The following is an 11,882-nucleotide window of genomic DNA, read 5'->3' as shown; positions in this document are numbered from 1 at the left end:
CTTAGTTGACAGCTTCTTTCAGTGCTTTACCGGCTTTGAAACCTGGTTTTTTGGCTGCTGCGATTTCCAGCGTCTTACCGGTCTGTGGGTTACGACCAATGCGAGCCGGACGATCAGTTACGGAGAAGGTACCGAAACCAACCAGAACAACAGAGTCGCCAGCCTTGAGAGCGCCAGTGACGGATTCGATTACAGCGTCCAGCGCACGGCCAGCAGCAGCTTTCGGGATATCAGCGGATGCAGCGATAGCATCAATCAGTTCCGACTTGTTCACTCTAAGTCCCCTTATATCTATTTGAGTATGATTCTAAGTTTTTTTGGTGAAAGCAAAAACGAGTGCTGAATGGCCTACAGACACTTAAGAGCCGCTTTATAACAAGGGCTCTAAAAAGCTGTCAAGAAAGCCCCCCAGGCAAATACGTACTAATGCGTGCTAATTCTTTCCTTAGAATCTGCGTCGCGTTTCTCATCCTTCGCGACTATCTCCGGAGCCACGTCCGGCAAGGGCTCCGGCGCGTATTGCAACGCAATTTGCAGGACCTCGTCAATCCATTTAACCGGTTTAATCTGTAGATCCTGCTTGATATTGTCCGGAATCTCTTTGAGATCGCGCACATTCTCTTCAGGAATGATCACAGTCTTGATTCCGCCACGGTGGGCAGCCAACAGTTTTTCTTTCAAGCCGCCAATGGCCAAGACCTGGCCACGCAACGTGATCTCGCCGGTCATGGCGACATCCGCGCGTACCGGAATGCCGGTCAATGCCGATACCAGGGCCGTGCACATGCCTACACCGGCGCTAGGGCCATCCTTTGGAGTCGCCCCTTCCGGCATATGGATGTGTGTGTCGCGCTTCTCATGGAAGTCCAGAGGGATCCCCAGGCTCTTCGCCCTGCTGCGGACAACGGTCAAGGCCGCGGTGATCGATTCGACCATCACGTCACCCAGGGAACCGGTCTTGATCAACTGGCCCTTGCCCGGTACGACGGCCGCTTCGATGGTCAGCAGTTCGCCGCCCACCTGAGTCCACGCCAACCCGGTCACCTGGCCAATCTGATCCTGCTGCTCGGCCAGGCCGTAGCGGAATTTACGCACGCCCAGGAAGTGCTCCAGCATGTCTGCGGTGACTTTCACCGAGAAGCGTTTCTCCAGCGCATGTTCCTTGACGGCCTTGCGGCAGACCTTGGCAATCTGGCGCTCCAGCCCACGCACACCGGCTTCACGGGTGTAGTAGCGGATGATGTCGCGGATCGCTTCTGCGTCGAACTCCAGCTCGCCTTTCTTCAGGCCGTTGGCCGTAATCTGCTTTGGCGAAAGGTATTTGACGGCGATGTTGATCTTCTCGTCTTCGGTGTAGCCCGGCAGACGGATCACTTCCATCCGGTCCAGCAACGCCGGCGGGATGTTCATCGAGTTCGAAGTGCACAGGAACATCACATCGGACAGGTCGTAATCGACTTCCAGATAGTGATCGTTGAAGTTGTGGTTCTGCTCGGGATCGAGCACCTCCAGCAACGCCGATGCCGGATCGCCACGCATGTCGCTGCCCATCTTGTCGATTTCATCGAGCAGGAACAGCGGGTTGCGGACACCCACTTTTGTCATCTTTTGAATCAATCTTCCTGGCATCGAACCGATGTAAGTACGGCGATGGCCACGAATTTCCGCCTCGTCACGCACGCCACCGAGGGCCATGCGCACGAATTTGCGGTTGGTGGCGTGAGCAATCGACTCCGCCAGGGACGTTTTACCCACCCCGGGAGGACCGACCAGGCACAGCACCGGACCACGAATTTTCTTCACGCGCTTTTGCACGGCGAGGTATTCGAGGATGCGTTCCTTGACCTCTTCGAGGCCATAGTGGTCGGCATCCAGAATGTCTTCTGCACGCGCCAGGTCCAGGCGCACCTTGCTCTGGGCCTTCCACGGCACTTGAACCAGCCAGTCGATGTACGAACGCACCACGGTCGCTTCCGCGGACATCGGCGACATCTGCTTGAGCTTGTTCAGCTCGGCCGTCGCCTTGGCCAGCGCGTCTTTCGGCAGACCGGCGGCATCGATACGCTTTTTCAGCTCTTCGACTTCGTTGTGGCCTTCGTCACTGTCGCCGAGCTCTTTCTGAATGGCCTTCATCTGCTCATTCAGGTAGTACTCGCGCTGACTGCGCTCCATTTGTTTCTTGACGCGACCGCGAATGCGTTTTTCGACCTGCAGCAGATCGATCTCGGCATCCAGCAACGCCAGAACGTGCTCGACCCGGGCCGACAAATCGATGATTTCGAGGATTTCCTGCTTCTGTTCGATCTTCAGCGCCATGTGCGCGGCCATGGTGTCCACCAGGCGGCCTGGCTCATCGATGCTGTTGAGCGACGACAGGACTTCAGCCGGGACTTTCTTGCCCAACTGCACGTATTGCTCGAACTGGGACAGCAAGCTGCGGACGAACACTTCCGACTCGCGCTCTGGCGCTTCAACTTCGTCGATCAGGGAGACTTCGGCACGGCAGTGACCGTCCACTTCGCTGAAGCGCTCGACAGCGCCCCGCTGCTCGCCTTCGACCAGAACCTTGACCGTTCCGTCAGGCAGCTTGAGCAGCTGCAGAACGGTGGCAATCGTACCAACGCGATACAGGGCATCTTCACCGGGATCGTCGTCAGCCGGGTTTCTCTGGGCCAGCAGAAGGATCTGCTTGTCACCCGTCATCGCAGCCTCGAGGGCTTCGATGGATTTCTCGCGCCCCACGAACAGCGGGATAACCATGTGCGGATAAACCACGACATCACGCAATGGCAGGAGAGGCAATTCGATGGTTGTCTTCATGATTTCGCCTCTACGGCGGCCATAAGGCCGTAAACAGATGGAAGTAAGCTTGAAACCAAGATGGGGGCTGCCCAGGAAAAAAACAAGCGGATAAAAGAACCACTTGAAAGATTGCAGCATACGGAAGCTGCCGCGACGGGCCGAATACGCCTTCAAAGACCGCCTTCGCTGGCAAGCCGGCTCCTGCAGGCCAGATCCCGAAATAGCAAAGGGGCCCGAAGGCCCCTTCTTTATTCAAGCTGCGTGACGCTTATGCGTCTGGCGCAGCCTTGGCGGTCGGCTCACTGTTTTCATAGATATACAGTGGCTTGGACTTGCCTTCTATCACGCTTTCATCGATCACTACTTTGCTCACCTCCGATTGCGAGGGGATTTCATACATAGTGTCGAGCAATACACCTTCGAGAATCGAACGCAGGCCACGGGCACCGGTTTTACGCTCCAGGGCACGCTTGGCGACCGATTTCAGAGCGTCGGTCCGGAATTCCAGATCCACGCCCTCCATCTCGAACAGCTTGGCATACTGCTTGGTCAGAGCATTTTTCGGCTCGGTGAGGATCTGCATCAATGCAGCCTCGTCGAGCTCGTCCAGCGTGGCAAGTACCGGCAGACGACCGACGAATTCCGGGATCAGACCGAACTTGACCAGATCGTCAGGCTCGACTTCACGCAGGGACTCACCGACTTTCTTGCCTTCTTCCTTGCTGCGCACTTCTGCGTTGAAACCGATGCCACCCTTGGTGGAACGGTTTTGAATGACCTTCTCAAGACCAGAGAACGCGCCACCGCAGATGAACAGGATGTTACGGGTGTCGACCTGCAGGAATTCCTGCTGCGGATGCTTGCGACCACCCTGAGGCGGAACGGAAGCGACCGTGCCTTCGATCAACTTGAGCAGGGCCTGCTGCACGCCTTCACCGGAAACGTCCCGGGTGATCGACGGGTTGTCAGACTTGCGCGAAATCTTGTCGATTTCATCGATGTAGACAATGCCCATCTGGGCCTTTTCCACGTCGTAATCGCATTTCTGCAGCAGCTTCTGAATGATGTTCTCGACATCTTCACCCACGTAACCCGCCTCGGTGAGGGTAGTTGCGTCGGCGATGGTGAACGGAACGTTCAGCAAGCGGGCCAGTGTTTCGGCAAGCAGGGTCTTACCCGAGCCTGTCGGGCCGATCAGCAGGATGTTGCTCTTGCCGAGTTCGACGTCGTCATTCTTTTTGTCACGCTGATTCAGGCGCTTGTAGTGGTTGTACACCGCTACGGCCAGAACCTTTTTCGCACGCTCCTGACCAATCACATACTGATCAAGGATGCCGCTGATTTCTTTAGGCGAAGGCAATTTATGCGCGCTGCTTTCGGCCTGTGCTTCCTGCACCTCCTCGCGGATGATGTCGTTGCACAGGTCGACGCACTCGTCGCAGATAAAGACCGAGGGGCCGGCAATCAATTTGCGTACTTCATGCTGGCTTTTGCCACAGAAGGAGCAATAGAGCAGCTTGCCGTTGTCCTCGCCGTTGCGGGTGTCAGTCATTCGTTCGATCCAAATCCGATAGGCTTGCAACACAAGATGAAGGCTATTGCGGGCTTTTTCAAGCCCGCCGGTGATCGGACCCGCCGACCAACCTTATTTTGAGCTGCTTATTTTAAGCGGGGCGCTGGGTGATCACTTCATCGATCAAGCCGTACTCACGCGCGGCGTCTGCACTCATGAAGTTGTCGCGATTGGTATCGCGCTCGATTTCTTCGAGAGTGCGCCCGCTGTGCTTGGCCATCAGCGTGTTGAGACGCTCACGAATGAAGAGGATTTCCTTGGCATGGATTTCGATATCCGACGCCTGACCCTGGAAACCGCCCAGTGGCTGGTGAATCATCACACGCGAGTTCGGCAGGCAATAACGCTTGCCAGGTGCACCGGCCGTCAGCAGGAACGCGCCCATGCTGCACGCCTGACCGATACAGGTGGTCGACACGTTGGGTTTGATGAACTGCATGGTGTCGTAGATCGACATGCCCGCCGTCACCGAACCGCCCGGGGAGTTGATATAGAGATGGATGTCCTTGTCCGGGTTTTCCGCTTCAAGGAACAGCAGTTGCGCACAGATCAGGTTGGCCATGTAGTCCTCTACGGGGCCCACCAGAAAGATCACCCGCTCCTTGAGGAGACGCGAGTAGATGTCGTAGGCGCGCTCGCCACGAGCGGACTGCTCGACAACCATCGGGACCAGGCCGCCGGCGGCCTGGATATCAGAGTTCTGCTGAATATACGAATTACGGAACATGCTCTGCAGTCACTCCCAAATAGTTATGTCTTGAATACGCATAAGCCAGCTCGAAGGCTGGCTTATGGTGTTTGCTTCTTACCGCAAAAGTGATCAGTCGGCTTGTGGTGCTTCTACCGGCTTGACTGCTTCTTCGTAAGAGACCGATTTGTCGGTCACGCTAGCTTTCTGCAGAACAGTATCCACAACTTGCTCTTCCAGCACAACCGAGCGAACTTCGTTCAGCTGCTGGTCGTTCTTGTAGTACCAGGACACAACTTGCTCAGGCTCCTGGTAGGCCGAAGCCATTTCCTGAATCATCTCGCGAACGCGGGTTTCGTCAGGCTTGAGGTCGAATTGCTTGACCACTTCAGCCACGATCAGACCCAGTACTACGCGGCGCTTGGCTTGCTCTTCGAACAGCTCGGCCGGCAGTTGGTCAGGCTTGATGTTGCCGCCGAACTGCTGAACAGCCTGCACGCGCAGACGGTCAACTTCGTTGGACAGCAGAGCCTTTGGCACTTCGATCGGGTTGGTGGCCAGCAGACCGTCCATTACCTGATTCTTGACCTTGGATTTGATCGCCTGACGCAGTTCACGCTCCATGTTCTTGCGAACTTCGGCGCGGAAGCCTTCCAGACCGGTTTCCTTGATGCCGAATTGAGCGAAGAATTCTTCGGTCAGTTCTGGCAGCTTTGGCTCGGAAACGGTGTTGACGGTCACGGTGAACTCGGCGGTTTTGCCAGCCAGGTCCAGGTTCTGATAGTCCTCTGGGAAAGTCAGGTTCAGAACGCGTTCTTCACCGGCTTTTGCGCCAACCAGGCCATCTTCGAAACCAGGGATCATGCGGCCGGAACCCAGAACCAGCTGGGTACCCTTGGCGGAACCGCCAGCGAACACTTCACCGTCGACCTTGCCGACGAAATCGATGTTCAGCTGGTCTTCGTTTTGAGCAGCGCGATCGGCCACTTCGAAACGGGTGTTCTGCTTGCGCAGGATGTCCAGCATCTTGTCCAGATCGGCATCAGACACGTCAGCGCTCAGGCGCTCTACGGTGATACCTTCGAAACCGGCAACGGTGAACTCAGGGAACACTTCGAATACGGCTACGTATTCCAGGTCCTTGCCCGCTTCCAGGGATTTTGGCTCGATCGAAGGCTGACCAGCCGGGTTCAGCTTCTGCTCAACCACAGCTTCGTAGAAGGAAGACTGGATCACGTCGCCTACAGCTTCCTGGCGAGCGTCAGCACCGAAACGGCGCTTGATTTCGCTCATTGGCACTTTGCCTGGACGGAAGCCAGCAATTTTGGCCTTTTGGGCGGTCTGCTGCAGACGCTTGTTGACCTGGCTCTCGATGCGCTCAGCCGGCACGGTGACGCTCATGCGGCGCTCAAGAGCAGTAGTATTTTCAACAGAAACTTGCATGGATATTCCTCGTTGCACAGACGTTAGCCGGCCGTTTCCGACCCCAGAATCAAGGGCATGCATTCTAGTGGGTCAAACTCAAGAAGTCACCCTACTGAAAACGGGTAAAAACGCAGCAGGCAATTTATAGGTGCGAATGCACGAATGCACCTCGCCCCGATGGCAAATACAACCAATCACGCCAGGGCTCTGCGCCAACCTTTCCCTATATAGAGAAGGTCGCCAATCATCTCCCTGACAGCCGATCTCGCAAGCAAGGCCGGCGGGCAGGACAGCATCATCGAGAAACATAAATACGACGAAACGCCCGCCCCTGCGACCCGGAACCTGCGGCCGCCGAAACAAAAAAGGCGCCAGACTTTTCAATCTGGCGCCTTTCGAAATATGGGGTGGACGATGGGGATCGAACCCACGACAACGGGAGTCACAATCCCGTGCTCTACCAACTGAGCTACGCCCACCATATTGCCTGTTAAAGAAGCCAAACAACTTCTTTATCAAGCTCCAGCCAGGCCAATTGCCTGAATGAAGCTTTATTTGGTGCGGATGAAGAGACTCGAACTCTTACGCCTCGCGGCGCTGGAACCTAAATCCAGTGTGTCTACCAATTCCACCACATCCGCGGATGAAGCCTTTAAAGCAAAGGCGCCAGACTGTTAATCTGGCGCCTTTCGAAATATGGGGTGGACGATGGGGATCGAACCCACGACAACGGGAGTCACAATCCCGTGCTCTACCAACTGAGCTACGCCCACCATATCGCGCTACTTGTGCCAAAGCTGCCTAATGGCGCACCCGGCAGGACTCGAACCTGCGACCATCCGCTTAGAAGGCGGATGCTCTATCCAGCTGAGCTACGGGCGCCTTGTTAGCTGTAACCTTGGAGGACTACAAACTAAGTGCTTTCCAGTCTTGCAGAATCGTAATCCTGCTCAACCTTCCTAACCAGTGCTAGGCTGTGCCCGACAAGTGCGACGAATAGTATAGAGCCCCCCGAAGGTCGTCAAATCCTTTTTAAAAAAAATTCATTTAATTAAAGGAGTTAGGGGAATTTGCAGACCAAGCGCCTTTGCCCTCACCGCATGACATGCGAGAATGCGTTCTCTTTTTTTCCCCTCTCGATGGTTAATCACGCGCAATGACTGCACAACTTATCGACGGCAAATCGATCGCCGCCAGCCTGCGCCAGCAGATCGCCCAACGTGTCACCGAGCGTCGCCAGCAAGGCCTGCGCACGCCCGGCCTTGCGGTGATCCTGGTCGGCAGCGATCCTGCCTCTCAGGTTTATGTCTCGCACAAGCGTAAAGACTGTGAAGAGGTCGGCTTTCTATCTCAAGCCTATGACCTGCCTTCCGAAACCACTCAAGAAGCGCTGACCGAGCTGATCGATCGCCTGAACGACGACCCTGCAATCGACGGCGTCCTGCTTCAACTTCCGCTTCCCGAACACCTGGACGCCTCCAGGCTGCTGGAGCGCATTCGTCCGGATAAAGACGTCGACGGTTTCCATCCTTATAACGTCGGTCGCCTGGCCCAGCGCATTCCACTGCTGCGCCCATGCACCCCCAAAGGCATCATGACCCTGCTGGAAAGCACCGGTGTCGACCTTTACGGGATGGATGCCGTGGTTGTCGGCGCGTCCAATATCGTTGGCCGCCCGATGGCGATGGAATTGCTGTTGGCCGGCTGCACCGTGACGGTCACCCACCGCTTTACCAAGGACCTGGCCGGCCATGTCGGCCGTGCGGATCTGGTCGTCGTCGCCGCCGGCAAGCCGGGCCTGGTCAAGGGCGAATGGATCAAGGAAGGCGCGATCGTGATCGATGTCGGCATCAACCGCCAGGACGACGGCAAGCTCGTCGGTGACGTGATCTACGAAACCGCCCTGCCCCGCGCCGGCTGGATCACCCCGGTACCGGGCGGCGTAGGCCCGATGACCCGTGCCTGCCTGCTGGAAAACACCCTGTACGCCGCCGAAACCCTGCACAGCTGAGTTTCAACGCGCACGCTGTCAGCGTGACAAGGAACCCCGCCCTGGCGGGGTTTTTTTTGCCTGCGAGTAACACCGACCGCCCGCCGGAAAATGACTTTTTTTTCATGTTTCTCAGGACTTTCACCTGTTACTTGAACAACCATCGACAGTTATTCAGCCATACTCCAGAATGACGCGCTTTTCAGGAAACAGTCCGTTACAGAACGGCTTATCAACACTTTATGAGTCTGCCAGCGTGAATATCCGTCTTTCCATCCTGAGCCTATTTTTTGCAGTTGCAGGGACTTTCATCACGCCCTTCGCCAGCGCTGGCGAAACCACCGCAGCACCGCGAGATACGAAGACACTCAAGCTCGCTTCCGGCAGCTCCTTGCTGCTGGACATGCAGACCAACAAAGTCATCTACGCCAGCAATCCTGACGTGGTAGTGCCGATCGCTTCCGTCAGCAAGTTGATGACTGGCCTGGTCGTGGTCGAGTCTCGGCAGAACATGGACGAATACATCAACATCAACATTAGCGACACACCGGAAATGAAAGGTGTGTACTCCCGGGTCAAGCTCAAGAGCGAACTGCCGCGCCGGGAAATGCTGCTGATTGCCCTGATGTCATCTGAAAACCGAGCCGCCGCAAGCCTGGCCCACCACTATCCGGGTGGCTATGCCGCGTTCATTGCTGCAATGAACGCCAAGGCCCGGGCCTTGGGCATGACCAATACCCATTTCGTCGAGCCGACCGGTCTCTCCCCGCGCAACGTTTCGACCGCTCGCGATTTAAGCAAACTGTTGATCGCCGCGCACAAGTACCCGCTGCTGACCGAGCTGAGTACAACCAAGGAAAAGACCGTTTCGTTTCGCAAACCGAACTACAGCCTGGGTTTCCGCAACACCGACCATTTGGTCCGCAAGCCGGATTGGGACATCCAGCTGACAAAAACCGGCTTCACCAACGAAGCCGGTCACTGCCTGGTGCTGGTGACCCGGATGGCTAACCGCCCGGTGGCCTTGGTGATCCTTGACGCCTATGGCAAGTACACCCACTTTGCCGATGCCACGCGCATGCGTAATTGGGTAGAGAGCGGAAAGAGCGCGGACGTGCCTTCCGTAGCCTTGCAGTACAAGGCAGACAAGAACCTCAAGCAGCGGCAGAGCGGCGTGGTAGAAGCGTCGAAGTAACCTTGCTGCAAACGCATGAAAAAGCCCCGGACATCCGGGGCTTTTTTTCGTCGCAAAGTTAGTCGTTAGGCAGCGGCATCTGGTCGTCATCCGGGATACCGTCGCCGGTACTTGGATCTCTCCAACCCTTCGGCTTTTCAGTGGGCGCCACCGTTGGCCGTGCCAGGGGATCCCTCAACGGGCTGTCGGGATCCATCACCGGATCGGTGCTTTGCTCGGGGGTTGTGGGGACAGTTTCCGGACGTTTGTCGTCGAAACTGGAATCGGTAGACATACACACCTCCATTGGACCTAAGGCTTCAGATCACCCAGTGGATCGTAGGGCTTGGCCGGAGCCTTGGGGTTGTCACCCGGTTTCACGTCCCTCGGTGCCTTGGCGGGCCCGATCGGGTCGACCTGAGGATCGGCAAGGTCCGGGGAGTCGGGATCGAAACCCAGCTCATTGCCAGACGAATGCTCGGATGAGTGTGGACCGACCGGCGTAGTTGAATGAGCCATGGGCGCCTCCTGTATCAAGGCCCGGAAAGATCCGGGCCTTTGCAGGTTAGAGGCTGGCATCGGGCGCTGGTGCCCGGAGGGTGACGAACGGACTTACTGTGCGGCCAAGGCTTTTTTAGCTTTTGCTGCCGCCGGCTCCTGGCCCGCCTGAGCCAGATCATTGGCTGCCTTGAGCCAGCGTTGCTGATCGACCTGGGCGGGAATCTGTGTCGGACTCTGGATCAACACTGCCCAACCGCCGGCATCCTTGAACGCCGATTCAAAAGAACCGAAGCTCATCAACGTCCGCTGACTCATGCCTGCGCGCAGCAGCACGGTCTGCTTCTGACGGTTGTACCCGGTGAGAATCGCATAACGCGGTTCGGCCCACATCGCCGAGCCTTCGGTGAAGCGCACCATCACCGGATAACCGGCCGCGACCTGGGTCAACAAGGCTGGCAAGGTCGCGTCAAGGGGATAGACCACCATCCCGTATTCACGCGCGAGGTTCACCATGTTCTGTTGCAACTGGGCTTCGGCGCCCGGTAAATGCAGCGGTTTGTCGAGCAAACCCGGCGTAATCACGATGTTCTGCTGGGACAGCATGCTGGCCAGCACCTGCGGTCCGCTTTGATTGGCCACACCCTTGTAGAAGCGGCCACTGAGTTCGACCCGCTCCGGCAGACGCTTGATCTCAGGTGCAACACTCCCGGCGCAACCCGCCAGCGCCACCACACATCCCGCCATCAGCGCCGCCGACAGCATTCGAGAAAATACCCGCACCATCATCACTCTCTTGTTCAGGCGCCAGGCAACAATATTCCCGGCAAGGCCGTTGATCATAGGACGCCGCGCGACAGCGGTATAGCCTTAACCGGCAGTTGTTTGCATTCGATAGAGCGAACTGGTTGGTGACTGCCGACTTTCGGTCAATAGCCTGAAATACAGCAACGGCTAGACTGTTCCTTGAAGAGACGACAGCGAAGCGTGAGTGCCCATTGAAGGGCAAAGAGGAGGCACCGATGAGCCTGACCATGATCATTGTAATGTTGGTTTGCGGCTGGCTGGCGGTAGCCGCCGCCATGCTGTGGGGCGTGCTGCGCATTACTCGCCGCCACCATCACCCTGTCCAGCCGGCGCCTGCGCAAGAAGCGGACAAGGCACCGAGCCAGCACGCCAACGCTCACTGACACCACCTTTATCCGAGACCAACAAAAACGGCCGCCTGCACTCCTTCGAGTTCAGGCGGCCGTTTCTTTTAGCGGCGGTCAGACTTCAGTGGCAACCCGCTTCTGCCTGGAGCGACGGGACATCATGTTCAACACCTCGATCGCAGCCGAGAATGCCATGGCCGCATAGACGTAGCCTTTCGGTACATGGGCGCCAAAGCCTTCGGCAATCAGCGTCATGCCGATCATGATCAGGAAGCCCAGGGCCAGCATCACCACTGTCGGGTTGTCGTTGATGAACTTGGCCAGCGGATCAGCCGCCAGCAACATCACCAGTACCGACACCACCACCGCGATGACCATGATCGGCAAATGCTCGGTCATGCCGACAGCGGTAATGATGCTGTCGATGGAGAACACCATATCCAGCATCAGGATCTGACCGATCGCGGCAGCGAAGCCCAGGGTCACGGTCGAGGTCGCCGACTTCGGATCTTCCGGTGCCGGGTCCATGCTGTGATGGATCTCGGTGGTCGCCTTCCACAACAGGAACAGGCCACCGG

At 57.0% G+C, this 11,882-nt stretch carries 12 protein-coding genes and 4 tRNA genes; 3 read left to right on the top strand and 13 right to left on the bottom strand.

All coding sequences use genetic code 11. The annotated features are described in order from the left end of the window. Window position 1: 1 nt before the first annotated feature. From KGA98_RS23510 to KGA98_RS23470, 9 genes are all read right to left on the bottom strand, one after another. On the bottom strand, window positions 2–274 hold the full coding sequence (locus KGA98_RS23510; RefSeq protein ID WP_002552737.1) for an HU family DNA-binding protein: 273 nt from the start codon (window positions 272–274) through the stop codon (window positions 2–4). 149 nt (window positions 275–423) lie between these two features. Further along, window positions 424–2,820 carry an endopeptidase La gene (lon, locus tag KGA98_RS23505; RefSeq protein WP_056722330.1) on the bottom strand — a complete coding sequence of 799 codons (2,397 nt, stop codon included), beginning with the start codon at window positions 2,818–2,820 and terminating at the stop codon, window positions 424–426. Window positions 2,821–3,070: 250 nt separating this feature from the next. Continuing rightward, complete coding sequence (gene clpX / locus KGA98_RS23500; RefSeq protein WP_008048848.1) at window positions 3,071–4,354, bottom strand: ATP-dependent Clp protease ATP-binding subunit ClpX; 1,284 nt, start codon at window positions 4,352–4,354, stop codon at window positions 3,071–3,073. A gap of 112 nt (window positions 4,355–4,466) precedes the next feature. Beyond that, the gene (clpP, locus tag KGA98_RS23495) at window positions 4,467–5,102 is read right to left on the bottom strand and encodes an ATP-dependent Clp endopeptidase proteolytic subunit ClpP (protein WP_090456702.1); all 636 of its coding nucleotides are present in this window, start codon (window positions 5,100–5,102) and stop codon (window positions 4,467–4,469) included. Between the two features lie 93 nt (window positions 5,103–5,195). Then, complete coding sequence (gene tig, locus KGA98_RS23490) at window positions 5,196–6,506, bottom strand: trigger factor (protein WP_057714092.1); 1,311 nt, start codon at window positions 6,504–6,506, stop codon at window positions 5,196–5,198. Window positions 6,507–6,891: 385 nt separating this feature from the next. After that, window positions 6,892–6,967, bottom strand: a tRNA-His gene (locus KGA98_RS23485). A 77-nt stretch (window positions 6,968–7,044) separates the two neighbouring features. Continuing rightward, window positions 7,045–7,129, bottom strand: a tRNA-Leu gene (locus KGA98_RS23480). 56 nt (window positions 7,130–7,185) lie between these two features. Continuing rightward, window positions 7,186–7,261 (bottom strand) — tRNA-His (locus tag KGA98_RS23475). A 32-nt stretch (window positions 7,262–7,293) separates the two neighbouring features. Further along, window positions 7,294–7,370, bottom strand: a tRNA-Arg gene (locus tag KGA98_RS23470). Window positions 7,371–7,644: 274 nt separating this feature from the next. On the opposite strand from KGA98_RS23470, the gene folD reads away from it, so the two are divergent. Continuing rightward, on the top strand, window positions 7,645–8,499 hold the full coding sequence (gene folD / locus KGA98_RS23465; protein ID WP_046043051.1) for a bifunctional methylenetetrahydrofolate dehydrogenase/methenyltetrahydrofolate cyclohydrolase FolD: 855 nt from the start codon (window positions 7,645–7,647) through the stop codon (window positions 8,497–8,499). 235 nt (window positions 8,500–8,734) lie between these two features. Then, the gene (gene pbpG / locus KGA98_RS23460; protein ID WP_150812572.1) at window positions 8,735–9,673 is read left to right on the top strand and encodes a D-alanyl-D-alanine endopeptidase; all 939 of its coding nucleotides are present in this window, start codon (window positions 8,735–8,737) and stop codon (window positions 9,671–9,673) included. Window positions 9,674–9,731: 58 nt separating this feature from the next. Here the strand turns inward: pbpG and KGA98_RS23455 are convergent, their stop codons facing one another. The 3 genes from KGA98_RS23455 to KGA98_RS23445 all read right to left on the bottom strand — a co-directional run bounded on the left by KGA98_RS23455 (window position 9,732) and on the right by KGA98_RS23445 (window position 10,993). Next, the gene (locus tag KGA98_RS23455; RefSeq protein WP_057714090.1) at window positions 9,732–9,947 is read right to left on the bottom strand and encodes a hypothetical protein; all 216 of its coding nucleotides are present in this window, start codon (window positions 9,945–9,947) and stop codon (window positions 9,732–9,734) included. 17 nt (window positions 9,948–9,964) lie between these two features. Further along, entirely contained in the window at window positions 9,965–10,171 is a 207-nt protein-coding gene (locus KGA98_RS23450) for a DUF6021 family protein (protein ID WP_057714089.1), read from the bottom strand. Window positions 10,172–10,264: 93 nt separating this feature from the next. Continuing rightward, a complete protein-coding gene (locus KGA98_RS23445) occupies window positions 10,265–10,993 on the bottom strand; it encodes a peptidase C39 family protein (RefSeq protein ID WP_223504055.1) in 729 nt (242 codons plus the stop codon). A gap of 179 nt (window positions 10,994–11,172) precedes the next feature. On the opposite strand from KGA98_RS23445, the gene KGA98_RS23440 reads away from it, so the two are divergent. Beyond that, window positions 11,173–11,340, top strand: a complete 168-nt coding sequence (locus KGA98_RS23440) for a hypothetical protein (RefSeq protein WP_167362872.1) — start codon at window positions 11,173–11,175, stop codon at window positions 11,338–11,340. 78 nt (window positions 11,341–11,418) lie between these two features. Here KGA98_RS23440 and KGA98_RS23435 read toward each other — a convergent pair. Further along, window positions 11,419–11,882: TerC family protein (locus tag KGA98_RS23435; protein ID WP_223504053.1), on the bottom strand; the 464-nt coding region annotated here is incomplete at its 5' end.

Origin of the sequence: Pseudomonas sp. BF-R-24, assembly GCF_019947335.1 — a bacterium.
Classification (GTDB): domain Bacteria; phylum Pseudomonadota; class Gammaproteobacteria; order Pseudomonadales; family Pseudomonadaceae; genus Aquipseudomonas; species Aquipseudomonas jessenii.
The sequence above is the reverse complement of the archived record's forward strand: the minus strand, read 5'-3'. Positions and strand labels throughout refer to the sequence as shown.

What these genes read in the sequence shown, in the direction of transcription:
- lon (WP_056722330.1), bottom strand. Translation starts at nt 2,820, where the DNA reads ATGAAGACAACCATCGAATTGCCTCTCCTGCCATTGCGTGATGTCGTG.
- clpX (WP_008048848.1), bottom strand. Translation starts at nt 4,354, where the DNA reads ATGACTGACACCCGCAACGGCGAGGACAACGGCAAGCTGCTCTATTGC.
- clpP (WP_090456702.1), bottom strand. Translation starts at nt 5,102, where the DNA reads ATGTTCCGTAATTCGTATATTCAGCAGAACTCTGATATCCAGGCCGCC.
- tig (WP_057714092.1), bottom strand. Translation starts at nt 6,506, where the DNA reads ATGCAAGTTTCTGTTGAAAATACTACTGCTCTTGAGCGCCGCATGAGC.
- folD (WP_046043051.1), top strand. Translation starts at nt 7,645, where the DNA reads ATGACTGCACAACTTATCGACGGCAAATCGATCGCCGCCAGCCTGCGC.
- KGA98_RS23455 (WP_057714090.1), bottom strand. Translation starts at nt 9,947, where the DNA reads ATGTCTACCGATTCCAGTTTCGACGACAAACGTCCGGAAACTGTCCCC.
- KGA98_RS23450 (WP_057714089.1), bottom strand. Translation starts at nt 10,171, where the DNA reads ATGGCTCATTCAACTACGCCGGTCGGTCCACACTCATCCGAGCATTCG.
- KGA98_RS23445 (WP_223504055.1), bottom strand. Translation starts at nt 10,993, where the DNA reads ATGATCAACGGCCTTGCCGGGAATATTGTTGCCTGGCGCCTGAACAAG.
- KGA98_RS23440 (WP_167362872.1), top strand. Translation starts at nt 11,173, where the DNA reads ATGAGCCTGACCATGATCATTGTAATGTTGGTTTGCGGCTGGCTGGCG.